The organism is Acidisarcina sp. (assembly GCA_035539175.1).
GTDB lineage: Bacteria > Acidobacteriota > Terriglobia > Terriglobales > Acidobacteriaceae > JANXZS01.
Map to the genome: position 1 here is coordinate 617,703 of DATLIY010000007.1, position 22,761 is coordinate 640,463.

Here is a 22,761-nt window from a genome sequence, read left to right on the forward strand (position 1 = left end):
TTTCCCGTAGTTTGTATCCTCATCCTTCGTATAATGCGAGGGAATGCAATCTTCTGACCCAATTTTGAATAAGCCGTCACGCATCGTGCTTCTCGGGTTCATGGGCGCCGGCAAAAGTACGGTTGGCTCCCTCCTCGCCCGTCATCTTGGCTGGGCCTTCCATGACGCGGACCAGGTGCTCGAAACGCAAAGCGGTCTCAGCATCGCGGAATTATTCAGCCGATATGGCGAGGAAGGCTTTCGCCGGATGGAAGCAGAAACAGTCGCCGGCTTGATGCAGCTTGAAGAGGTCGTCGTCGCCCTGGGCGGCGGCGCCATCGAAAACCCCGCCACCCGCGCCCTCTTCCAGTCCTCGGCGAATACATGCACCGTCTTCCTGTCTGCATCGCTCGAAACCATGCTTGGCCGCTGCAGTTCGATGCCCGGAGTTCGTCCGCTCCTGCAGGACCTGGATGCCATTCCAGCGCGATTTGAGCGCCGGCTGCCCCACTATCAGAGTGCGAACATCACGGTGAACACCGAGGGCCTTACCCCGAACGCGGTCGTCCAGGTACTCCTCGAACGACTGCCGGAGTCTTCCACTGGCACTCCCCAGGAGCACTCCAAAGGCCGATCCTTATGAGCGCCCCTCCAGAGCGTGATTCTCCGGAGCGTGATTCCCTCGTCGGTCCCAATGGAGCAAGGTTGAATCCTCCGCCCCCGCACCGGTCTGCGCGCAGCAATATCGTCTTTGCCTTTGCGCTGGCACTGGCTCTGGCCCTGGCCTGGGTAGTGCGCGACGTCATCCTCCTCGTCTATGTCAGCGCGCTGTTCGCCGTGGTGCTGATGCCCGTCGTCAACTGGCTGATGAAGACAAAATTCGGCAAGTGGCACCTCAGCCGCGCCCAGTCCATCCTGCTTCTCCTTGTGCTGGCTATAAGTGCGCTGATTCTCTTTGTTTCCTATGCGCTGCCACCCATCGTCCGCGATCTGCAGGAGTTTACGCGGGAGCTGCCCGGACGCATGCCCGATCTCATACAACGCTCCCAGCGCATACCCTTTATTCATCATCTCGACCTGCAAAGTCTCTATAGCAAACTGGGGGACCTTGCATCCGGCTTCGCCACGTATGTCTTCCACTCCATTCGCAATTGGGCAGGCGTGTTGGCCAGTGTCCTCACCGGGGTGGTGCTCACGGTCTACTTCATGATCGAGGGCGAAGATGCCTACAGGTGGGCTCTGTCCCTGGTTCCGCTGCAACCCCGCCAAAGGCTGGACAGCACTTTGCGCCGCGCCAAGTTGCGCATGGGAAAGTGGCTGCTTGGCCAGGGTACCCTGATGGCGATTCTTGGCGTCTTCAGTACGGTTGTCTTCCTCTTGCTCCACATCCGGTATGCCTACGCGTTGGGCGTAGTGATGGGACTCTTCAACATTATCCCGGTCGCTGGAGCCCTGGTGTCGATGGCCTTTGTCCTGCTCGTCGCCAGCATTGATTCCTGGGGCCACGTGGTCGGGGCATTGATCTTCTATGTTGTCTGGGCACAGCTTGAGAACTCCTACCTCATTCCGAAGATCATGAGGTCCAGCGTGGGTCTGGCCGGAACGTCCGTGCTCATCGCGTTGCTGCTAGGCGCAGCAGTTGCAGGTGTGGCGGGCGCCCTGGTCGCTGTGCCGACCGCCGTGCTGGTGACCGTGCTCATGGACGAATACCTGGTCCAGCGCGACACCACGCTCCCGGACTCCACGTCTCAGGAAGGACGATAACAAGCATGCGTCGATCCGGCCCATCACAAACCTGCATCCTGACAGGGCGGCTTGGTATCATATAAATACGGATGCAGGATTCGAATGGTGCAGGAGGTTTCCCCCTCAGGCGTCTGGTTTGCTGCCAGACCTTCCTCTGCACAGGCAATCACGGTAGTTTCACCCCTTTGGTATTCTCGCCGGGAAGGACTTTTCGCTCGTGATCCCAATCACACAGGAACCCAATGGCCTGCCAGTGGTCGGGTTAGCTGCGGCCTCGAATGCGGACCCGGTGCCCGCGCACGGCCATGCCGTTCACGCTCTGCATGCCCCTGCCGCAGGAGAAACCGCCTCCAGAATCGCCGATTATCGCGATCTGTTCAAATTCCGCGTGACCACCATGGTGGTTATCACCGCCTGGGCGGGCTTCTACCTGGGATCCATGATGTCGGGCATCAGCAGCGTACAGCGGGGTCTTCTAGATACGCTGATCGGCATTGCGCTGGTCTCCGCCGGATCGGGCGCACTGAACGAGGCGATTGAACGCAAGACCGATGCGCGCATGCTGCGTACCGCGCAACGACCCATGGCCGCTGGCCGCATGAGCCTGGCGCACGGCATATTACTGGGGATGGGCTGCATCGCCGCCGGCGGCGCGTGGCTCACCGTGAACACCAATCCGGTCACCGGAACGCTCACACTCCTCACCGCATTCACCTATGTCGCCATATACACGCCGCTGAAGCGCCACACGACGCTCGCCACCTTTATCGGAGCCTTCCCCGGCGCCATGCCGCCGCTGCTGGGCTGGACCGCTGCACGGGGAACCATTGAATGGCCGGCGGTCGCGCTCTTCTCCATTCTCTTCGTCTGGCAGTTTCCTCACTTCATGGCCATTGCATGGATGTACCGCGACGACTATTCCCGCGCCGGAATCCGTATGCTGCCTGTGGTGCATCCCAACGGCAAATCCACCGTATTCGAGGCGCTGGTTTACGCCGTACTGATGATTCCTGTCAGCCTTATGCCCGTGTATCTCCACATGACCGGCATGGCCTATGGCGTGGTGGCTGCCTTTCTCGGCCTCGTCTACCTGGCCTACACCATCCGCTTCTCCAAGATAACCAGTGCGCGAAGCATGATCGAATCGCGCATGTATGCACGCGACCTGCTGAAAGTGAGCGTAATCTACCTGCCGCTCCTGCTTACTGCGATGATGTTGAATGCATCAGGAAAGAGATGATCCGCATGGCAACAATGAGTGAACACCCGCGAACCACCTCTCCCGAATCGGCCAGCTCTCTGGCGCCGGTCGAACTGGACGAGCTGACGCATAACTATGGCACCCGCCTGGCTCTGGATCATCTGAGCTTCCGCGTGGAACGCGCCCAGATCTTCGGGCTGCTTGGACCAAACGGCAGCGGCAAGACGACCCTCTTTCGGATCCTGTCCACCCTCATGGTGCCTTCCAGCGGACACGCCCGCATTCAGGGCTTCGACGTCCGCACGGAGCCCAATCGCGTACGCCAGCAGACCGGGATTGTCTTCCAGGCAAGCAGTCTCGACATCAAGCTGACGGTCTCGGAAAATCTGAAGCACCAGGGCCACCTCTACGGATTGAGCGGAGCCTATCTGAAATCGCGGATCGACGAGGTGCTGGGCCGCGTCGGGCTGCGCGATCGCGCAAAGGATATGGTTGAGACTCTCTCCGGCGGTATGCAGCGGCGCGTGGAGCTGGCAAAGGGGCTGATCCATTCGCCCTCCGTTCTGCTGCTCGATGAGCCTTCCACCGGTCTTGACCCCGGCGCGCGCCGCGACCTGTGGCAGTATCTGCGCACCCTGCGCGATGAGGATGGGGTTACGGTCCTCGTCACGACGCACATGATGGAAGAGGCCGAACATTGCGACCGCCTAGCCATCCTGAACCTGGGCAAGCTGGTCGCCCTCGGTTCGCCGTTCGAGCTCAAATCGCAGATCGGCGGCGACGTCATCAGCCTGGAAACGCGCGATGAAAACGTAGCGCGTGCTGTTGCTGATGGAATTCGCGACCGCTTTGGCGTGCAGGCATCTGTCCTCGGCCACACCATCCGCATGGAGCGCGAGCAGGGGCACCGCTTTGTAACCGATGTGGTGGAGGCCTTCCCCGGACAGATTGACGGCATCTCCATCGCCAAGCCCAGCCTGGAAGACGTCTTTATCCAGCGCACTGGCCACCGCTTCTGGAATGAAGTTGGTAGCGACGCATCCGCAGCCAAAGAAGAGGAAAACTAGCCATGGCCACCGTTGCTCATACCGCACCAACACCGGCAAAGATCTCCACGCCCGGAATTCTGCTTCCGTCCTACTCGCTGTGGCTGCGGGAGATTGTCCGCTTCTTCCGCCAGAGAGCGCGAGTGGTTGGCGTCATCGCCTCTCCGCTTCTCTTTTGGCTCCTGCTGGGTTCGGGTTTCGCGCACAACTTCCGTACGGGAAGCAGCGACTCATCGCAATCCTTCGGCTTCTACTTCCCCGGCTCCGTAGCCTTAATCGTTCTGTTCACCTCGATCTTCAGCATGATGTCTCTCATTCAGGACCGCAATGAGGGCTTCCTTCTCTCGGTGCTGGCTGCGCCCGTCAGCCGCTCCGCCATTGTGCTGGGCAAGGTGCTTGGCGGAACCACTCTTGCCGCCGTCCAGGGAGTCGTGCTGCTGGTCTTTGCGCCGCTGATCGGTGTCCACATGACGGTCGAAACTGTTGGGCTCGCGGTGCTGGTGACCCTGCTGATGAGCTTTGAGCTCACCGCCCTGGGTTTTGCAATCGCGTGGCCGATGGATTCTCCCCAGGCCTTCCATGCAGTCGTCAATCTCATCCTTCTGCCGCTGTGGATGCTCTCCGGATCGCTCTTTCCCGCGAGCGGCTCCTCGGGATGGCTGCGCCTGGTCATGCACCTGAATCCATTGACCTATGGCGTGGACGCGCTGCGGAATGCGCTCTTCCCGGCGACTCCCACGGACTTCCCTCTCTCCGTCAATCTGGCGGTGACTGTGGGCTTCTGCCTACTGAGCTTCGGGACGTCGTGGGCAATTGTGAACCGCAGGACCAACAAGCCTGCAGCCTAAGAGGCCGGTACTTCAGGGAATCCATGCAAGTTACGGAATCGAGTACCCACAAGCCCGTCGCAGCGATTCTGGCCGTCAGCGCCGTGGCAGTCCTCTTTCTGCTCTGGCTGATCTATGTGCACCACGCGCCGGCAGAGTTCGCGAACCGGCTTCGCTTTCTGCCGGCGCTCAATGCGCTGCTCAATGGCCTCAGCGCCGTCGCCCTGATCGTTGGATTCGGCTTCATCCTGCGCAAGAATATCGCGGCTCACCGCGCATCGATGATCACGGCTTTCGTCTTTTCATCGCTCTTTCTGGTCAGCTACATCACCAACCATGCTCTGCACGGCGATACGCGCTATCCCGGCCATGGAACCATCCGTACGGTGTACCTGCTCATCCTGCTGACTCACGTGCTGCTCTCGGTGGTGGTTCTGCCGATGATCCTTACAACCTTCTTTTTTTCGTTGAGTGGCCGCATCCCGCAGCACCGCAAGATCGCGCGCTTCACGCTGCCTATCTGGCTGTACGTCTCGGTGACCGGCGTTGTGGTCTACTTCATGCTTGCGGCGGCTGTACGGTAAAACAGAAGAGTGAACATAGACGAATCAGGGAACAACCCTCGGATTCCGGATCCGGGCGATGACGGAACCGCGCAGCTTTTGCGCTGGGGTGCAGGCACGCTGGCTGCAGGCGCCCTCTTTGCCGTGCTCACGAAAACCGTCTTTGGCGGCATCGGCCCACAAGGCCCAAGCACCAATGCAGGCTGGCTCTCGCTGATCGTCACCATGATGTGCCTGCCCTTTGGAACGATGCTCTTCCTGCTTGGAGCCGCCAAGTGGATGAGAAAACGACGCAGCCGCGGCTGAATCCAGTCCCCTCGCCTTCCACTGAAGCAATTCTGATATTCTTCTCATTCAATGGAGATGGAACGGTCATGGCAAAGAGCGTAAATAAGGTCATTCTTCTGGGGAACGTAGGCAAGGATCCCGAGGTGAAATTTCTCCCCAGCGGCTCCGCTGTCGCAAATTTTTCGATCGCCACGACAGAACGATTCAAAGACAAGGGCGGCGAATGGCAGGACAAGACGGAGTGGCACAATCTGACCGCCTATGGCAAAGTCGCCGAAATTATCCGCGACTATGTGAAGAAGGGTTCCAAACTGTACGTCGAAGGCAAACTCACCACGCGCTCCTGGGACGATAAGGAGAGCGGCAAGAAGGTGTATCGCACCGAGGTGATCGTTGCCGATCTCTCCCTGCTGAGCGGCCGGGGAGAAGGCGAGGGCGGCGGCGGAAGCTATGCCCGCAGCTCGAATACCGCATCCTTCGACCAGCGTCCTTCGGCCCCCGCGGAAGATTACGGCCACGCCGCCGAAATCACCGACGACGACATTCCTTTCTGACGCGGCTATTGGCCGCCAGCGCCCTGCAGTGCGACAGACGGGCAACAATCCGAGGGGAGGAGTGGAAACCGCTACGAGCTTCCACCTCTCCCCCTCACCTCGCTCCACTAATTCTCACGCTGGCATAGAAGATCGGGCAGACCACTTCCGCCCTGCTCAACTCCCCCCGAAAGGAAAGCCCAGCACGCCTTGTACCCCTCTGGCCGGGGGGAACCCTCCTATCATTCCAGCATCGCCGGCTCTGTATCGTAAAATCAGAGGGATTCGGAACGTCATCGCGGAGACCGAAATGATGCAGCGAATCCTCATTTTGGCATTTCTCCTTCCGGCTCTTTCCGCAGCGCAGGAAAAACATGACCACCCTGTGGCTGAAAAACTGGGCACGGTGTCGTTCCCGACCTCCTGCCAACCGGGAGTCCAGAAGGAGTTCGATCGCGCGGTCGCGCTCCTGCACTCTTTCGCATACAGACCCGCTGAAGATGCCTTCCGCAGCGTGGCCGCACAAGACCCTCACTGTGCAATTGCCCATTGGGGCATCGCGATGACCCACTTCCATCAGCTATGGGAGCCGCGTCTTCCGACCGAAGGCATCGCTGTCGCCCAGAGCGAGAGCAGGCGGGCCGAAATGCTCAACGCAGCCACCGAACGCGAGCGCGGTTTCATCCACGCACTCGGCCTCATCTTCAACGATCCCGCCATTCCATACAGCACACGCGCCTCAAACTACGAAGTGGCGATGCACGATCTGGTGGCAGCGAATCCCACAGACGTTGAGGTTCAGGTCTTCTACGCGCTCGCGCTGCTCTCCAACACATCCCCAACCGACAAGACTCATTTCAAGCAGAAGCAAGCCGCCGCTCTGCTTGAGCCTCTCTATCGCGAACATCCCAATCACCCTGGAATCCCGCACTACCTCATCCATGCCTACGACAGCCAGGAGCTCGCAGCCCGCGGTCTCGCAGCCGCCCGGGCTTACTCCAGGATCGCGCCCTCGGCTCCGCATGCGCTGCATATGCCTTCACACATCTTCACTCGTCTCGGTATGTGGGATGACTCCATCGCATCCAACCTCGCGGCAAGAGCTGCGGCACATCAGCAGGGTGATACCGGCGAAGAGTTGCACGCAATGGACTACCTCATCTATGCCTACTTGCAGAGTGGACGCGATCAGGAGGCGGCCCATGTTATCCAGCAGCTAAGGTCAATGCAAAATCTGGACATGGGCGACTTCAAGTCAGGCTACGCCGCAACTGTGATGCCCATCCGCTACACCGTCGAACGGCGCCAATGGAGCGAGGCAGAGAAGGTTTCCTTACCGCCCGCCTCCGCTCTGCCGCAGGTTCTCGCAGCCGCCGTGTGGGCGCGCGGGCTCGGATTCGCCCGCGACGGCCATCCCGAAGAGGCTCGCAGTCAGGCCGAGACGCTGCGCCAAATCGAAGTTAGGCTTCGCGCATCGGGAACCGCCTACTGGGCAACTCAGGTCAATATCATGACCCGCGAAGTGCTCGCCTGGTCGGCCCAGGCCGAGGGCCAAGCCGATGAAGCCGCTGCCATCCTGCGCAGAGCAGCCGACGACGAAGACGGAATCGAGAAACTCCCTGTCACTCCCGGACCGATAATTCCCGCCCGCGAACAGCTCGGAGATCTATTCCTTGAACAGGGCAACTTCGCTTCAGCCTCCAGGGCATTCGAGACCGCGCTGGTCAACGCTCCCGGACGGCGAGGAGCATTGCAGGGCGCCGCTCGCGCCGCCCATGCCTCGGTACAGAAATAGTCGTCGCGTCCAAATAGGAGAGCGGTGAAACGAAGATAGTCCCGTAGCTCGAATTGGGCATCGTTCGATCAGCGCCCCTCTGCCCTCGCGGAAGATTACGGCCACGCTGCCGAAAATCACCGAACGACGACATCCCGTTTTAGGATTCGCCAGCACTCGACAGGAGAAGCCCTTCTGCTTCATCCTTAGCAGCAGCCATGTCAAATATCTCGCGTCGTGGTATGTTGCAAGGAATTCTCGCAGGCGCAGCAGCGTCCTGCTCAACGTCTATGTCATGGTCCAAAGACACCGCGCCGGTTCGCAGAAAAGACCGCATCCATCAGTCTGTCAGCCGCTGGTGCTACCAGAAGATTCCGCTCGACGACCTGTGCGCCTATGCTGCCCACATCGGTCTGAAGGGCATCGACCTGCTGCAACCGGACGAGTTTGAGGTTCCCCGGCGCTACGGCTTGATCTGCACCATGGGCTACGCAGGCGGGGGCGAGATCGACAAGGGGCTGAATCGCGTGGAGAACCATGCCAGGATTGAAGCAGCCTTCCGCAAGAATATCCCGCTGGCTTCCAAAGCAAGCGTGCCCAATGTCATCACCTTCTCCGGCAATCGCGACGGCATGCTGGATGAAGAAGGCGCGCGGAACACCATCCTCGGGCTGAATCGCCTGAAGAAAATTGCCGAGGACAACAACGTCACCATCTGCATGGAACTGCTGAACAGCAAGGTCGATCACAAAGACTATATGTGCGACCGCACGGAGTGGGGAGTCGGCGTCGTGCAGGAGGTGAATTCGCCAAAGGTCAAGTTGCTTTATGACATCTACCACATGCAGATTATGGAAGGCGATCTGATCCGGACGATCCAGAAGAACATCCAATGGTTCGGCCACTTCCACACCGGCGGCGTTCCCGGCCGTCATGAGCTGGACAACAATCAGGAAGTCCAGTGGGACGGAGTCATGCGAGGCATCGTCGCTTCCGGGTTCCGTGGCTACGTGGCCCATGAATTCGTTCCCACGCGCGAGCCGCTCACTTCGTTACGCCAGGCCGTGGAGTTATGCGATGTCTAGTTTTTTCGCACTGTTCAGTGTGTGAGGTTCGTTCTCTGCGATGGAGCAAGGCTTAGCTTTTCTTCGCCGTCTGTTTCAGCGCCAGTTCGTCCGCGTGAGTGTCCACGTCAAACTCTCCTTGCGGAAAATCAACATAGCTGGTCTCGACCGCATGCTGGGGCAGAATCTGCCGCGCACCCTGATCCCCCTGGACAAATGCCAGCTCCGGAAAGAATGCCGAAGGGAACACCGCGGGAACACCGCCAACTCCCGCGTAACGCGAGGCAACGATGGAGCCTCCTTCCATGCTTTGTTTTGCCAGGAGCGTCCGCAGCAGTTCCACGCTGATACGTGGCTGATCGCATACCAGGAAGAGCGCGGCCGCCGGCACCGGCGAGCGCTGGAGCAGCGAGCGCATGGCAACACGCAGCGACGAGCCTTTTCCTGTTCTCCAATCCGGGTTGATCAGAATTTCAACCGGGAGGCCATCCAGTTCCCTGCGCAATGTCGCGGCAGACGAACCCAGCACCACGATGTTGGGGGAACAACCCGCCTCCACAGCGAAGCGCGCGGTCCGGCGCAACAGGCTTTCCCCATCTACCTGCAATAGCTGCTTGGGCTTGCCGAGGCGGGAGGAGCCTCCGGCAGCCAGCAGGATGGAAGCACAGTCTGTCATCTTTCGCGCTCGCTCCGGCAAAATGCAGCCATGTGCAGATTCAGTTCCTCGCAGAAAAACTTCATGCGGAGATACCCATTGCGGATTCCTTCGGCTTTGCCGCGGAGGATAAAGCCAGTTTGCTCAAAACGGACTGCACCTGGGCGATGATCGCCAGCGCAATCGTCTCCGGTGTGTGTGCTCCAATATCCAGCCCGATGGGCGAATGGAGCCGCCCGGCCAATGGCGAGGCAGTCTCTCCGGCAATGTTCGTCAACAGTTGACTGGTTCTCTGCCGTGGTCCAAGCTGCCCCACATAGCGCAGCGGTTGTGCCTGCAAGGCGCGGAGCAATGCCTCATCCTGCTCAAAGCTGTGAGTCATCACCACCACCGCGTCATCCTCGTCAACTCCGCATCTCTGCGGCAACTCCGCCGCCGGTGCGGATACCACGCTGGTCGCATCGGGGAATCGCGCCGAGGTGGCAAGGTGTCCGCGGCCATCGGCCACGGTTACGTCCCACCCCAGCACCCGCGCGAATTTCACCAGCGGCTTTGCGTCGTCTCCCGCGCCAAAAATAATCAGCCGCTGACGTGGCGGCAATGCCTCAAGGAGAACTTCCACTCCATCCGCTTGCAGGTACTCCGAACTGGCCTGCGCCGCTACCCGCCGCAAGCCCTGCTCTACAGCCTCTCCTCCCCGCCTCACTCTCTCATCCTGCGATGGGAAGAGCCACTGCTCTCCGAGTTGGGGGCCGCTCAGCACGGTCGCCAATGCTGCATATTCCCGCTCGCTGCGCAGGCGATCGAGACCCTCCAGCCACGCGGCATCTTCGTCATCCACGCGCTTCAGCAGAACGTGCAGAGTTCCGCTGCATCCCAGACCGTATGGCATCCCCATTCCATCTTCGGTCCAGGTACGGTATTGCTCGATGACAGGCCCTTGCTCTGTCATCCACCATGCCTTCTTTTGGATCTCCCCTTCCAGGCAGCCGCCGCTGATGGCCCCCGTGCGAGTGCCTCCGGAGGTCAGCAGCATGCGTGCTCCCACCTGGCGATAGGAGGATCCTTCCACTCGTACCAGCGTCGCCAGCAGGCATCGTTCTCCGCCGCGCCGGGCTGTCTTGTAGACAGCCAAAAGCTCATCCAACTCCTTCACCATCCACCTCTAAAGCAAGTCCGCGGAATTTCTGCCAGATCGAACCGGAGTTTCACAGGGTCGTAAGCAGGGGCAAGCCTTCCGCGCGCCCGATACATACCGTATTATTACTCCATCAATCTGAGTAGCCCAGGGGGTGCTTCCCTTGTCCGACACCGATACGCATGCAATCACACGTCGAGGATTCCTAAAGGCTGCCGGTGCCACCGCCGCCAGCACCGTGGTTGAATCCGCCCATGCCATTACCAAAGATCTGAAAGACTCCGCCAATAGCCCTTCCGCAGTTGGTCCCGGCGCTGTCCCCATCGTCCTCCATGTAAATGGCGTTCCCCACTCGATCTCTGTTGAACCGCGCATGACTCTGGCCGAAGCGCTCCGCGACAGTCTCGGCCTCACGGGGACCAAGGTGGTCTGCGACCGCGGCTCCTGTTCTGCCTGTACCGTGTGGCTGGACAAGGTTCCGACCCTCTCCTGCATGACTCTTGCCATCGATGTTGGCACGCGGAAGGTGACGACCATCGAGGGAATCGGCAACCCCGAACACCTGCATCCCGTGCAGGCAGCCTTCGTCAAACATGACGCCATGCAGTGCGGCTTCTGCACTCCAGGCATGGTGATGAGTTGCACAGCACTGTTGGAGCGTAATCCAAATCCCAGCCTCGACGACGTAAAGCAGGCCGTGAGCGGCAACCTCTGCAGATGCGGGACCTATCCCAAAGTCTTTGCTGCTACGCTCGAAGCAGCACAGGAACGCCACGCACTCACACAGCCGGTTTCCGCCAGCGATGGCAAGGGAGCTTGATATGGAGAACGAAGCGCTCGAATTGCAAAAGTCCGAAGGGCCGGGTGCAACAGGAAAGCCGACAGGAACAGCAGTAAAGAAGGATGCTCAGGCCGATTCCGCCACTGCCACGCCTGACCAGCAGGCTCAAGGGGCGAAGCGGACCGACAGCTTTCTCTACGGCATTCCCCAGCTTGGCGTTTCGCAGATAGAACGCCAGGTCCCCGCGAATGAGCCGCCTCCCATGCCGGCGAATGCTGACCTGAAATTCATAGGCAAACCGACGCCGCGCTATGACGGAGCCGCGAAGGTAACCGGCACTGGCAAGTACACAGCGGACATTCATCTGCCTGGGATGCTCTACGCGAAGATGGTCACCGCTACGGTTCCCCATGCGCGTGTCCTCTCCATCGATACCTCGGCTGCGGAGAGCTATCCCGGGGTTCGCGCTGTTCACGTGATCCAGCATGTGATGCGCAGTGCGGAACTGCGCGATCCCTCCCAGGAAATGCCTTCCCGCTATCCAATCGTGCGCTACGCCGGACAGCCCATGGCAGCGGTTGCAGCCACGTCGCAAGCCGCTGCAAATGAAGCTGCCGCTCTGGTCAAGGTTCAATATGAACCCATGGCGTTTGTCGTGGATCGCGATGCCGCGCGTGCCTCCGATGCTCCGCTGGTCTACCCCGGTCCTGCCGACCAGGCAGGCACCGCAGGCGGCGGAGGAGGCCCCAAAGACGTGCCGCAGGTCGGCAATGTCCACGGCCCCGCCCGCAAAAGTGTCGGCGATGTGGCTCGCGGATTCGCGGAAGCCGACATCGTGGTGGAAGAGGAGTATTACACGCAGGTCCAGACACACTGCGCACTTGAAACCCACGGTGTCGTCGCCGACTGGAAGCCCGAGGAATTGACGGTCTACGCCTCCACCCAAGGCACGTCCAGCGTGCGCAATGAACTTGCAGAGGTCTTCAAGCTCCCCAAGAGCAAAGTTCGCGTCATCACCGAGTACATGGGTGGCGGATTCGGCGCTAAGTTTGGAGGGGGAAATGAAGGCGTCGTCGCTGTCGAGCTTTCGCGGAAAGCCAAGGCTCCTGTCCGCCTGATGCTGGATCGCAAAGAGGAGCACATCGTCTGCAACCGCCCGGACTCCCACCAGAAATTAAAGATCGGGTCCAAGCGGGATGGCACCCTTACCGCAATCCAGCTCACCAGCTATGGCACAGCCGGGGTTGGCACCGGAGCAGGCACCGCCGGCCCGGCAACCAACATGTATAAGTCTCCTAATCTGCTGACCGAGGAGTACGACGTTTTCATCAACGCCGGTCCTGGCGCAGCTTTTCGCGCTCCCGGCCATCCCCAGGGATGCTTCGCGCTCGAGCAGTCCATCGATGCGCTTGCCGAGAAGCTCGATCTCGATCCGTTGGAATATCGCAGCCGAATCGACGAAAGCCCTGCCCGCAAAGTCGAACGCCAGATCATTCTGGAAAAGAGCAACTGGCGCAATCGTCACCGCGCAGGCGCCGATGCAGGTCCAATCAAACGCGGCATGGGGATCGCTCAGTCTGTCTGGTATCGCTTCGTCAATCTCAATTCCTCCTGCGAAGTTCGCATATCCAAAGATGGCTCGATCGAGCTGATGTCTGCAGTTCAGGACATCGGTGGTGGCACCAAGACAATGCTGGCGCAGGTTGTTGCGGAGGAGTTCGGCATCCCGCCCCAGAGCGTCGTCATCCGCATCGGCGATACACGCTACCCGATCGGTCCTGACTCCGGCGGCAGCGTAACCACCGGCTCCATCTCTCCTGCGGCACGCAGCGCCGCACTTCAGGCAAAGCAGCATTTTCTCGCCGCGATTGCGCCTTCGCTGGGCGTCTCTGCCGACCATCTTACGATTGCCGATGGGCGCGTCAGCGTAACCTCCGATCCCTCCCGCTCCTACACCCTGCGGCAGGCTGCAGCAAAGATGCCCACGGACGAAATCTCCGCGCGCGCCACACGCGTTCCCGATTACACACGGGACAGGCTCACCTATGGCGGCGTCGATTACGTCGAGTTGGCTGTCGATACGGAGACTGGCCGCGTCCACGTCGAGCGCGTCCTCGGAGTCCACGATTGTGGCCGCCCGATAAATCCGCTCGGGGTGATCAACCAGATCAACGGCGGAATCCTTCAGGGCATCTCCTATGCACTCTTCGAGCAGCGCATCATGGACCGCGGCAAGGGGCACATGCTCAACACGAATCTTGAAAACTACAAGATCCTCGGCGCGCGCGAGGTTCCGCAGATCGACGTGATCCTGATTGAGAACTACATCGCGCAAAGCTCTACCGATGCTTCAGGAATTGGCGAATCCGCAGGCATTATCACTCTCGCGGCCGCTGTTGCCAATGCGTTCTACAATGCCACCGGCGTGCGCATGCGACGGATCCCGATGACCCCGGCGCGCGTTCTTGCCGCGCTCGGCAAAACCAATCAGGAGATGCACGCATGAACCGCTTCGCGTTCGTTGACTGCACCACCGTTGGAGAAGCGCTCGATCACCTGAAGCAGGGATCGGTCGCGAAGGCCGGCGGCATCGACCTGCTGGACCTGATGAAGGACGGCATCGCTTCTCCCTCCCAGCTCGTCAACATCCGGCGGGTACAGGAGCTGCGCGGCATCGATGCATCGGAGCAGGGTCTGAGCCTCGGCCCTCTCACGACTCTCGCCGAGATTGCCGAACATCCTGTCATCCACGCGCGATACACCGCTTTGTCCGATGCGGCCGGCCACGCCGCAACTCCGCAGATACGCAACATGGCGACGGTCGGAGGCAACCTGATGCAGCGCCAGCGATGCTGGTACTTCCGCTCCTCCGACTTCAACTGCCTGCGAAAGGGTGGTGACGAGTGCTTTGCGCAAAAGGGCGAGAACCAGTACCACGCGATCATGAACAATCAGGCATGCGCGATGGTGCATCCCTCTTCGACTGCAGTGCCACTCATGGCCTTTGGCGCGCAGGTTGAGCTCACCTCCAAGAAAGGCAAGCGCACCGTTCCGCTCAATGAGTTCTACATTCGTCCCGAGGACAACCTGCTGAGTGAAACCGTGGTGAACCCCGACGAACTGATCACTCGGATCCTTCTTCCCGCGCCTGCCGCTGGAACGCGTTCGGCGTATCAAAAGTATGGCGAGAAGGAAAGCTTCGACTGGCCGCTTGCCGACGCGGGTGTCGTCTTGGCAATGGATGGCAATACCTGCCGCAGCGCTTCGATCGTGATGGGAGTCGCCGCCCCCACACCTCTCCACGCGAAAGAGGCGGAAGCCATGCTGGCCGGCAAAGTTATCGATGAAGCAGCGGCGCGCGCCGCTGGAAAAGCTGCCGTCGCTGCGGCAACACCGCTTGCTCAGAATGGCTATAAAGTGCAGCTCTTCCAGACGGTCGTTTACCGCACCATCCTGCTGGCATCCGGGCAGTTGAAGCGCGATCCCAGCGCAATAGGAGGAATGGCATGAGCGAGATGGTGACGACTACCAAATGCAGGTGCCTGCGCAGCAAGTCGTCCTATGGAGCCTTCGGGGAAGACATCGAAGAGCTGGAGAGCACGGCGGGAGCTACGACGACCTATTGGTGTCTGAAGACGATGGGAAAATCCGGTCCCGACGAACACTTCGTGCATAAGTCACTCTGCAGGGATGGCAGGGCATGCTACGAGCCTCGCGATGAGGATTAGATATGTCACGGTTACAATTGGAAATCTGTAACCGTGACTGAATTCATACGCCAGCTTCGCCTCAGCGCCATTGGGTGTTTTCCTTCCCCGAAAGTCTCCGGTCAAGATATGTCGCGGCGCTGATCAAAGCCAGGTGCGTCAGAGCCTGCGGATAATTTCCCAGGTGCTCGCCACTGCTGCCCAACTGCTCGGCATAAAGACCAACGTGGTTTGCATATCCCAGCATCTTCTCGAAGAGCAGTCGAGCCTTGTCCAACTTGTGCGAACGCGCCAGGCACTCGATATACCAGAATGAGCAGGCGGTGAAGCTGCCTTCGCGGCCGCGCAGCCCATCTACATGACTGCTCGCGTCATTGTAGCGATAGACCAGCGTGTCCTCCACCAGGTTGCGCTCGATCGCATCCAGAGTCGAAAGCCACATCGGATCGACCGGACTGATAAATCGCATCATCGGCATTAACAGTACTGCGGCATCCAACTGGTCCGACCCCTTCGACTGAACAAAAGCTCCCAGCTTCTCGTTCCAGAAGCTCTTATAGATCTCATCATGGATCGCGTCCCGTGCCGCAATCCAACCCGGAAAAGGCGCAGTAAGCGAACGCTTTTGGCCCAGACGGATGGCGCGGTCAAACGCTACCCAGCACATCAGGCGTGAGTGCAGAAACTCCCGCGGGCCGCCGCGCACCTCCCAAATGCCATTGTCCGGCCGCTCCCAGTTCTTCTCGAGCCAGGCAAGGATGCGCTTCACATCATCCCAATCTTCATGCGAGATTGCATCGCCATACTTGTTCGCAAGATAAATGGAATCCAGCATCTCTCCATAGATGTCGAGCTGCAGTTGCTGATACGCTGCATTCCCAATGCGCACGGGCCTGGAATCGCGATAGCCGCGCAGATGATCGAGCGTGATTTCTTCGAGCTTTTTGGTGCCATCGATGGCATACATCACCTGCAGAGGGCCGCGCTCCGCATCATCGCCCAGGCGGTCCTTAAGCCAGCGGATGAAGGCCTCGCTCTCCTCGACAAATCCCAGCCGAATCAGCGCATACAGGCTGAATGAAGAATCCCTCAGCCACGTGTAGCGGTAATCCCAGTTCCGTTCGCCACCAATTTCTTCCGGTAGCCCAAACGTGGGAGCAGCAATCAGCGAGCCGTATTTCCGATCCACCAGCAGCTTCAACATCAGTGCGGAACGGTTCACCATCTCGCGCCAGCGGCCGGTGTAGTTTGAATTGCCAATCCAGGTGCGCCAATAGTGAGACGTCGCATTGAATCGTGCGGTCACGCTTGGCAGATCGACGTGGTCCGGTTCATCGCGCAGCGCCCCCAGAACAAACGTTGCCGTCTCCCCGGCCTTGAGCGTAAAGGATGCAACTGCCTCGCCCTGCTTCTCTTCCAGGGGAACGGTTGCGGAGAGCGACATTGGCGGGCAGGCGCCTGAAGAAGGCGTGAAAACCGCACGGCACCCTGCTACAACGATCGAGTGGGTTCCACGCGCGTAGTCGAATTTGGGATCGCACCGCAGGGAAAAAGTAATCGAGCCTTTCACCACTCGAATCATGCGCACCACTTCATTCGGCGACGTATCTTCACTCAAGATCGACATGAAGTCTGTCAACTCCGCCACGCCGTCCGAAGCGAGAAAGCGCGTCAACAGAATGTTGGTGTCCGGCAAGTAAAGCTGCCGTGTGCGATGGCCCTTCAACAGAGGACAGATCGAGAAACAGCCGCCCTTCTCCGGATCGAGAATCGCAGCAAATATAGTGGGGGAATCGCAGTTCGGGTAACAGAGAAAATCGATCGATCCATTTGTACCTATCAGGGCCAACGAGCGCATATTTCCGATGACGCCATAATCTTCAATTGGCTGAAAGCCCACAGTTCCCCCTGTGCGTACCCGCTCTTAGATGAGCGACGACATCGGTGGATTGCCTCACTCTCGCAGAATCTGTTGCCATCGTCGATTCAAAACCTGCATCGTATCAGTGTTACTCTGCAGTGGCGGATAGTCTTCGCCCATTCCCTCGAAAGGGCGGTCACCCGGATTGGGTTTCACCGATTGGTTGTTGTCTGATCTTCGCCTGCCGCAAACCCTCCACGGTAAGCCCGACACCGTGCATCCGTGGTGGCGCGTCATGTGCCTTACCGGCGTCGACTACTTCTCGACCCTTGGCTACCAGCCAGGCATTGCATTTCTCGCAGCCGGGGTGCTCTCGCCTTTCGCAACCTTGATTCTGGTGCTGGTAACTCTCTTCGCCGCCTTGCCCGTCTACAGCCGTGTGGCCGCGGCCAGCCCGAATGGACAAGGCAGTATGGCAATGCTCGAGAACCTCTTCCCCAGTTGGCAGGGAAAAGTGTTCATCCTCATCCTGCTCGGGTTTGCCACGACAGACTTCATCATCACCATGACGCTCTCCGCTGCCGATGCAGCCGCGCATCTCACGCATAATCCATTCGCCCCGGAATGGATGAAGAGTCAGATGGGCATCACTCTCGTCTTGCTCTCCATCCTTGGCGCGATCTTTCTCAAAGGCTTCAAGGAGGCGATCAATATCGCGGTCGCCCTTGTCTCCACATATCTGGCGTTGAATGCGATCGTCACCATTGTGGCTTTATGGGAGGTGATGCGTCATCCTCAGGCCGTCTCCAACTGGACCCATGCCCTCTTCGCACATCATGGCAATCCGCTGGCAATGTTGGGGCTCTCCCTCATTCTCTTCCCCAAACTTGCCCTGGGGCTCTCCGGCTTTGAAACGGGAGTCGCTGTGATGCCACTCATCGAGGGGAAGGATCTAGCCGACCGCATACGAAATACGCGGCTGCTTCTGTCGACGGCCGCGATCACGATGAGCATCTTCCTTATCCTGACCAGCGTCGTCACGACTCTCCTCATCCCCGCCGACGACTTTCAAAGCGGAGGTCAGGCCAATGGCCGCGCGCTCGCGTACCTCGCACATCTCTACCTGGGCAATGTTTTTGGATCGATTTACGACCTCAGCACCATCCTCATCCTCGCATTTGCCGGATCCTCGGCGATGGCAGGGCTACTGAACCTGATCCCGCGCTACCTGCCTCGCTTCGGCATGGCGCCAGAGTGGGCGCGCGCCTCGCGGCCCCTGGTACTTGTCTTCATGGCTGTCGCGTTTACCGTCACGCTGCTCTTCCACGCCAACGTGGACGCCCAGGGAGGCGCCTATGCTACGGGCGTACTGGTACTGATCACCTCAGCGGCTATAGCCGTGACCATCTCCGTATGGAAGGAGCGTCAGCGTTGGCCATTTCTTCTCATCTCCCTCACCTTTATCTACACAACCGCGCTCAACATCCAGGAGCGGCCCGAGGGCATTAAGATTTCGTCTTTCTTCATCGGCGCCATGATCGCCTCGTCGCTCGTCTCGCGGGCTCTGCGGTCCACGGAGTTACGCATCACCGGCATCCATCTCGACCAGGAAGCCGAGGAGCTGCTGGGAGGCATCCACGATCAGGTAATCCGGCTCGTCGCGCGCAGACCGCAACCAGAGACCGAGGACGATCTCGATCTAATCGAGGCCAAGGTGCGCCACTACAATGGCCTGAATGATGGCGCGCGCATCTACTTCTTCCAGGTGGATCGTGGAGACGCCTCCGATTTCCAGGACACTCTTACCGTCCACGGTTCGCGGATCGGGAAGCACAAGGTTCTCCACGCCAAGAGTCCCGTCGTCGCGAATGCCTTCGCCGCTCTGCTGATCTACCTGGAAAGAAGAAGCGGCAGAATTCCGCATGCCTACTTTAAGTGGACCGAGGGCAATCCCCTGCTCAATCTCTTGAACTTCATCTTTCTCGGCGAGGGAGACGCCGCACCCGTTGCCCACGAGGTGTTGCGCCGCGCCGTTCCGGATCCTGAGCACCGGCCCGTCATCCACGTGAGTTAGGTTGAGCCAGGTTGCAATCGGGACGTTCAGGCCTTCGCTTCGTAGACCAGGTTAAAGGGTGTTTGAGCCACACGCCGGAAGCTGCTGAATCCCCCCTTCAAAACAGTCTCACGAATCCGCGCTTCTCCCGCCTGAGCCCCAAGCGCCAAGCCCACCTCCTGCGATTTCGAGGCCGGCGTGCAGATCATCGTCGAGGCAGCATAGAATATGCGCCCCACGGGATTGAGGTTGTCTTCCAACGCATCGTTGGCAAAGGGCTCTACGATCATCCACGTGCCTTCCGGCCCGAGCGACTGCCTCACATGCTCCGCAGCGCCCACGGGATCGCCCATATCGTGCAGGCAATCAAAGAAGGCCACCAAATCGTAACTGTCGCCCGGATAATTCTTGGCGGTGGCCACCTGGAACTGGATGCGATCTCCCACTCCTGCGCGTCGCGCTCTCTCCCGCGCCCGCTCAATCGATGCCTGGTGATAATCAAATCCAAGAAACTTTGAGTTAGGGAACGCCTGTGCCAGCAGGATCGTGGAAGCGCCATACCCGCAGCCAACATCGGCCACTACCGCTCCGTGAGCGAGTTTGTCGGCCATTCCCTCAAGCGCCGGAATCCAACTCGAAACAAGGTTCGCCGCGTAATTCGGGCGGAAGAAACGCTCTGTCCCCTCGAACAAGGCAGGATGATGCTCGTGCCAACCCACCCCCGTTCCGGAACGAAATGCCTCCGTCACCTTATGCTCGTCCTTGATCATGGCAGAGACAATCTGGAACGCTCCGGGAACATATGCCGGGCTGTCTTCCCTGGCTAATGCGTACGCCTGCTCGGGGGATAGACTGAACTGACGCGTCGTTGGATCGTATTGCACATATCCGGCGGCTGCCTGGGCACTGAGCCACTCGCGCACATACCTCTCATCGGTTGCGGTCATCGAGGCCAGTTCCGCAGGGGTCAGCGGATGGCCCGCCGTATCCATTGCACGGTACAACCCCAGTTGATCGCCAAGTAAAACGAGAGATGCGTTCATCGCAGCCCCCAGGTCTCCGACAAACTTCTGCAGAAATTCGTCAAGTTTCGCCGAATCGATAAACTCCACAGCAGGCTGCTGCGCAGGATCAGGAATCGTAGCCATGGTTTTCCCCTCCCAGGTGGAAATGGTTGCGGGGCCCGGCAGTCCGTCCTCGTGAACGCTCGTCGTGAAAACGCGCCACATTTACGTTCAGAGACGAGCGTGAACATAGCATGCCACTCACCCGCTGCCAAGAGGGAAAAGGGGGCGATTGACCGCGACAGGATCAGCCCGATGAAAACTTTCCTCACACCCTTGAATGCTCTTTCTGGGTGCGAATTTTGAGGGCCTGTGTTAGCCTGAACTCAGACTAAATGAGTCGTACATCGATATCCAATACCTTCAATTCGGTAAGTCTTGCGTCACCTGTTGCGACTCAGTCGCAACAGGTGACGCAAAAAGGATCGAGCGATCTCGCCTCCGCCTTCCGCTCCCGTGGGCTTCGGCTTACCGAGCAGAGAAGGGTCCTGCTCGAGATCCTGCAGGAGGCGCAAGAGCACCTGGATGCCGCTGGATTGTGGGAGGTAGCCAGCAAGCGCATGCAGGTAGACCGCGCTACCGTATATCGAACGCTGGAACTGCTCAAAAAGGAGCAGTTAATCGACGAGCTCGACCTGATGCATTTGCAGGGAGAGAAGCATTATTACGAAGCCCGTACCGAGCGGGAGCATCTGCACCTGGCCTGCTTCAACTGCGGAAAGATTGAAGAAGTTTCCAGTCCCCTCTTTGACCAGCTCAAACAGCAAGTGACTCAATGGTCAGGATTTGCAATACAGACTGCGCGCCTTGAGATCGGCGGCTACTGCAAGGCTTGTCAGGATCAAGGAACAACTGGTCCAAAGAAATTTAATTCAAGAGGATTGGAAGTTGAAAGTCTGTAACTACGTAGCCGTAATAACGAAAACCGACTAGCGACCCTGACGGCTGTCTTTTGGCGAAGCGCCGCCAGGGCCGGGAAATCGACAACCCGAAGGCTGGCGACTCATCCAGATTATAGGATGCGTCAGCCTCGGCCCTGGAAAGGATTCTGATGGGCTGGCCTGTACATTGTTTTGCTTCCCTCACACGGCCTCGTGCGTGTGACGCCTTTACTTCTTCACCAACCCGAACTTCTGCAGGAACTTCCAACAAATCGCTCCACACAGGTGGGTCTCCATGTCTCTTCCGCGGATTACGGATGGGACTGCTGGCCGCGCTTGCGCTCCTCTCCGTGAGCCGCGTCGCCCAGGCGGCGGAGCCACCCTACTTCGTCACGTATTCGTCGGTGCTTGAGGAGCCGGGCAACCTCGAAATCGGAGACAAGAACCTGGTTGCAACTCCCGACCAGCATTCCTTTACCAGCTCCACGCTGGAACTCGAATACGGCGCCACCGCCTACTGGACCACCGAGGTCTATCTAGCCGGACAAACCCGAGGCAGCGATTCGACCATCTTCACCGGCGTCCGCTGGGAAAACCGCGTCCGTCCCCTGCCGAGCCAGCACTTCATCAACCCCGTCCTCTATCTCGAGTTTGAAGACATCAACGGTGCCGATAAGAGCCTGCTGGAAGTCGTCGGACACGATACCCGCGCCGACCTCCAGGGCAGGAATGCCGAGGGCCGCGCCGAAGTGAAGCGTGAAATTGAAGCGAAGCTCATCCTCTCCAGCGACTTCAAGGGCTGGAACGTCTCGGAAAACATCATCGCCGAGAAGAACCTCTCCAATTCCCCATGGGAATTTGGTTATGCCCTCGGCGCCAGCCGCCCTCTGGCTTTGTCAGCAAGCGCGCATGAATGTGTCCTCTGCCGACAGAACTTCACCGCCGGGGCTGAACTCTATGGGGGCCTCGGCGAGCGGTATAGCTTTGGGCTGCACGACACCTCTCACTACGCCGGCCCCACCGTTGACTTCAACATTCCACATGGGCCAACCATCGGATTCTCGCCCCAGTTTGGCTTGAACGATAACAGTGTCGGTGCTCTGTGGCGCTTCAAGGTTTCCTACGAGATCCAGCAGTTCCGCGATCTATTCCGTCGAAAGGCTGCACAATGAAATCGAAATGGTTGGTAACTGCTGTCCTGCTGCTCTCTACAACGCTGCTGCTGGCGGCTGCGGATGGTTCCTGGCTTAAGAAGGTCTCTCCGGCGGATCGCAAACGCGTCAATCCCTATGCGGGCCAAAGTGAAGCTGCTGCCGCAGGGAGGAATCTTTTTGCGGACAATTGCGCCCGGTGCCATGGCGAAAATGCCACTGGCCGCTACAACCGGCCAAGCCTGCGGAGCGCCCGGATCGCCCATGCAACCGATGGTGAGCTGGCCTGGATTCTGAAGAACGGTGAGCCCTGGAAAGGTATGCCGTCGTGGAGCTCCCTGCCGGAGCAGCAACGCTGGCAGATCATCACTTACCTTCGTAAACTGCAAGCCGAACCCATCTCGGAGTCGGCGGACGCAACCAGGTAGCGACGCGGAACACTCATAGCC

At 59.3% G+C, this 22,761-nt stretch carries 22 protein-coding genes; 18 read left to right on the forward strand and 4 right to left on the reverse strand.

All coding sequences use genetic code 11. The features are described from left to right. Window positions 1–43: 43 nt before the first annotated feature. The 10 genes from VM554_05320 to VM554_05365 all read left to right on the forward strand — a co-directional run bounded on the left by VM554_05320 (window position 44) and on the right by VM554_05365 (window position 9,042). Window positions 44–622, forward strand: a complete 579-nt coding sequence (locus tag VM554_05320) for a shikimate kinase (GenBank protein HVJ07782.1) — start codon at window positions 44–46, stop codon at window positions 620–622. Window positions 623–684: 62 nt separating this feature from the next. Then, complete coding sequence (locus VM554_05325) at window positions 685–1,743, forward strand: AI-2E family transporter (GenBank protein HVJ07783.1); 1,059 nt, start codon at window positions 685–687, stop codon at window positions 1,741–1,743. A gap of 199 nt (window positions 1,744–1,942) precedes the next feature. Further along, entirely contained in the window at window positions 1,943–2,965 is a 1,023-nt protein-coding gene (cyoE, locus tag VM554_05330; GenBank protein HVJ07784.1) for a heme o synthase, read from the forward strand. Window positions 2,966–2,970: 5 nt separating this feature from the next. Further along, window positions 2,971–3,993, forward strand: coding sequence for an ATP-binding cassette domain-containing protein (locus tag VM554_05335; GenBank protein HVJ07785.1), 1,023 nt, complete (start codon window positions 2,971–2,973; stop codon window positions 3,991–3,993). A gap of 2 nt (window positions 3,994–3,995) precedes the next feature. Then, window positions 3,996–4,820: an ABC transporter permease gene (locus VM554_05340; protein ID HVJ07786.1), complete on the forward strand. Its 825-nt coding sequence runs from the start codon at window positions 3,996–3,998 to the stop codon at window positions 4,818–4,820. 23 nt (window positions 4,821–4,843) lie between these two features. Further along, a complete protein-coding gene (locus VM554_05345; protein ID HVJ07787.1) occupies window positions 4,844–5,383 on the forward strand; it encodes a DUF420 domain-containing protein in 540 nt (179 codons plus the stop codon). Window positions 5,384–5,392: 9 nt separating this feature from the next. Further along, on the forward strand, window positions 5,393–5,668 hold the full coding sequence (locus VM554_05350) for a hypothetical protein (protein ID HVJ07788.1): 276 nt from the start codon (window positions 5,393–5,395) through the stop codon (window positions 5,666–5,668). A 68-nt stretch (window positions 5,669–5,736) separates the two neighbouring features. Continuing rightward, a complete protein-coding gene (locus tag VM554_05355; protein ID HVJ07789.1) occupies window positions 5,737–6,204 on the forward strand; it encodes a single-stranded DNA-binding protein in 468 nt (155 codons plus the stop codon). Window positions 6,205–6,493: 289 nt separating this feature from the next. Then, window positions 6,494–7,978 carry a hypothetical protein gene (locus VM554_05360; GenBank protein HVJ07790.1) on the forward strand — a complete coding sequence of 495 codons (1,485 nt, stop codon included), beginning with the start codon at window positions 6,494–6,496 and terminating at the stop codon, window positions 7,976–7,978. A 197-nt stretch (window positions 7,979–8,175) separates the two neighbouring features. Further along, complete coding sequence (locus VM554_05365) at window positions 8,176–9,042, forward strand: TIM barrel protein (GenBank protein HVJ07791.1); 867 nt, start codon at window positions 8,176–8,178, stop codon at window positions 9,040–9,042. A 52-nt stretch (window positions 9,043–9,094) separates the two neighbouring features. On the opposite strand, the gene VM554_05370 is transcribed toward VM554_05365, so the two are convergent. Next, window positions 9,095–9,697, reverse strand: coding sequence for a nucleotidyltransferase family protein (locus VM554_05370; protein HVJ07792.1), 603 nt, complete (start codon window positions 9,695–9,697; stop codon window positions 9,095–9,097). A 61-nt stretch (window positions 9,698–9,758) separates the two neighbouring features. Continuing rightward, window positions 9,759–10,835, reverse strand: a complete 1,077-nt coding sequence (locus tag VM554_05375) for an XdhC family protein (protein HVJ07793.1) — start codon at window positions 10,833–10,835, stop codon at window positions 9,759–9,761. A 142-nt stretch (window positions 10,836–10,977) separates the two neighbouring features. Here VM554_05375 and VM554_05380 point away from each other — a divergent pair, with 142 nt between their 5' ends. From VM554_05380 to VM554_05395, 4 genes are read left to right on the forward strand one after another with little or no spacing between them, the layout of a single operon-like run. After that, the gene (locus VM554_05380) at window positions 10,978–11,634 is read left to right on the forward strand and encodes a 2Fe-2S iron-sulfur cluster-binding protein (GenBank protein HVJ07794.1); all 657 of its coding nucleotides are present in this window, start codon (window positions 10,978–10,980) and stop codon (window positions 11,632–11,634) included. 1 nt (window position 11,635) lies between these two features. Beyond that, on the forward strand, window positions 11,636–14,101 hold the full coding sequence (locus tag VM554_05385) for a xanthine dehydrogenase family protein molybdopterin-binding subunit (protein HVJ07795.1): 2,466 nt from the start codon (window positions 11,636–11,638) through the stop codon (window positions 14,099–14,101). Beyond that, window positions 14,098–15,105, forward strand: a complete 1,008-nt coding sequence (locus tag VM554_05390; GenBank protein ID HVJ07796.1) for a xanthine dehydrogenase family protein subunit M — start codon at window positions 14,098–14,100, stop codon at window positions 15,103–15,105. Before VM554_05385 ends, VM554_05390 begins: the two co-directional genes overlap by 4 nt. After that, on the forward strand, window positions 15,102–15,323 hold the full coding sequence (locus VM554_05395; protein HVJ07797.1) for a hypothetical protein: 222 nt from the start codon (window positions 15,102–15,104) through the stop codon (window positions 15,321–15,323). Before VM554_05390 ends, VM554_05395 begins: the two co-directional genes overlap by 4 nt. Window positions 15,324–15,384: 61 nt before the next feature. Here the strand turns inward: VM554_05395 and VM554_05400 are convergent, their stop codons facing one another. Further along, window positions 15,385–17,202, reverse strand: a complete 1,818-nt coding sequence (locus tag VM554_05400; protein ID HVJ07798.1) for a glycoside hydrolase family 15 protein — start codon at window positions 17,200–17,202, stop codon at window positions 15,385–15,387. Between the two features lie 187 nt (window positions 17,203–17,389). On the opposite strand from VM554_05400, the gene VM554_05405 reads away from it, so the two are divergent. Then, complete coding sequence (locus tag VM554_05405) at window positions 17,390–19,237, forward strand: hypothetical protein (protein ID HVJ07799.1); 1,848 nt, start codon at window positions 17,390–17,392, stop codon at window positions 19,235–19,237. A gap of 26 nt (window positions 19,238–19,263) precedes the next feature. Here VM554_05405 and VM554_05410 read toward each other — a convergent pair whose 3' ends face one another. Next, window positions 19,264–20,364, reverse strand: coding sequence for a class I SAM-dependent methyltransferase (locus VM554_05410; protein HVJ07800.1), 1,101 nt, complete (start codon window positions 20,362–20,364; stop codon window positions 19,264–19,266). Window positions 20,365–20,615: 251 nt separating this feature from the next. On the opposite strand from VM554_05410, the gene VM554_05415 reads away from it, so the two are divergent. From VM554_05415 to VM554_05425, 3 genes are all read left to right on the forward strand, one after another. Beyond that, window positions 20,616–21,182 carry a Fur family transcriptional regulator gene (locus tag VM554_05415; GenBank protein ID HVJ07801.1) on the forward strand — a complete coding sequence of 189 codons (567 nt, stop codon included), beginning with the start codon at window positions 20,616–20,618 and terminating at the stop codon, window positions 21,180–21,182. A 296-nt stretch (window positions 21,183–21,478) separates the two neighbouring features. Beyond that, entirely contained in the window at window positions 21,479–22,333 is an 855-nt protein-coding gene (locus VM554_05420; protein ID HVJ07802.1) for a hypothetical protein, read from the forward strand. Next, entirely contained in the window at window positions 22,330–22,740 is a 411-nt protein-coding gene (locus VM554_05425; GenBank protein ID HVJ07803.1) for a c-type cytochrome, read from the forward strand. The genes VM554_05420 and VM554_05425 overlap by 4 nt, the downstream gene beginning before the upstream one ends. Window positions 22,741–22,761: the final 21 nt, after the last annotated feature.

What these genes read in the sequence shown, in the direction of transcription:
- VM554_05355 (HVJ07789.1), top strand. Translation starts at nt 5,737, where the DNA reads ATGGCAAAGAGCGTAAATAAGGTCATTCTTCTGGGGAACGTAGGCAAG.
- VM554_05320 (HVJ07782.1), top strand. Translation starts at nt 44, where the DNA reads ATGCAATCTTCTGACCCAATTTTGAATAAGCCGTCACGCATCGTGCTT.
- VM554_05365 (HVJ07791.1), top strand. Translation starts at nt 8,176, where the DNA reads ATGTCAAATATCTCGCGTCGTGGTATGTTGCAAGGAATTCTCGCAGGC.
- VM554_05420 (HVJ07802.1), top strand. Translation starts at nt 21,479, where the DNA reads ATGGGACTGCTGGCCGCGCTTGCGCTCCTCTCCGTGAGCCGCGTCGCC.
- VM554_05425 (HVJ07803.1), top strand. Translation starts at nt 22,330, where the DNA reads ATGAAATCGAAATGGTTGGTAACTGCTGTCCTGCTGCTCTCTACAACG.
- VM554_05360 (HVJ07790.1), top strand. Translation starts at nt 6,494, where the DNA reads ATGATGCAGCGAATCCTCATTTTGGCATTTCTCCTTCCGGCTCTTTCC.
- VM554_05395 (HVJ07797.1), top strand. Translation starts at nt 15,102, where the DNA reads ATGAGCGAGATGGTGACGACTACCAAATGCAGGTGCCTGCGCAGCAAG.
- VM554_05410 (HVJ07800.1), bottom strand. Translation starts at nt 20,364, where the DNA reads ATGGCTACGATTCCTGATCCTGCGCAGCAGCCTGCTGTGGAGTTTATC.
- VM554_05415 (HVJ07801.1), top strand. Translation starts at nt 20,616, where the DNA reads ATGAGTCGTACATCGATATCCAATACCTTCAATTCGGTAAGTCTTGCG.
- VM554_05345 (HVJ07787.1), top strand. Translation starts at nt 4,844, where the DNA reads ATGCAAGTTACGGAATCGAGTACCCACAAGCCCGTCGCAGCGATTCTG.
- VM554_05335 (HVJ07785.1), top strand. Translation starts at nt 2,971, where the DNA reads ATGGCAACAATGAGTGAACACCCGCGAACCACCTCTCCCGAATCGGCC.
- VM554_05375 (HVJ07793.1), bottom strand. Translation starts at nt 10,835, where the DNA reads ATGGTGAAGGAGTTGGATGAGCTTTTGGCTGTCTACAAGACAGCCCGG.
- VM554_05340 (HVJ07786.1), top strand. Translation starts at nt 3,996, where the DNA reads ATGGCCACCGTTGCTCATACCGCACCAACACCGGCAAAGATCTCCACG.
- VM554_05390 (HVJ07796.1), top strand. Translation starts at nt 14,098, where the DNA reads ATGAACCGCTTCGCGTTCGTTGACTGCACCACCGTTGGAGAAGCGCTC.
- VM554_05385 (HVJ07795.1), top strand. Translation starts at nt 11,636, where the DNA reads ATGGAGAACGAAGCGCTCGAATTGCAAAAGTCCGAAGGGCCGGGTGCA.
- VM554_05370 (HVJ07792.1), bottom strand. Translation starts at nt 9,697, where the DNA reads ATGACAGACTGTGCTTCCATCCTGCTGGCTGCCGGAGGCTCCTCCCGC.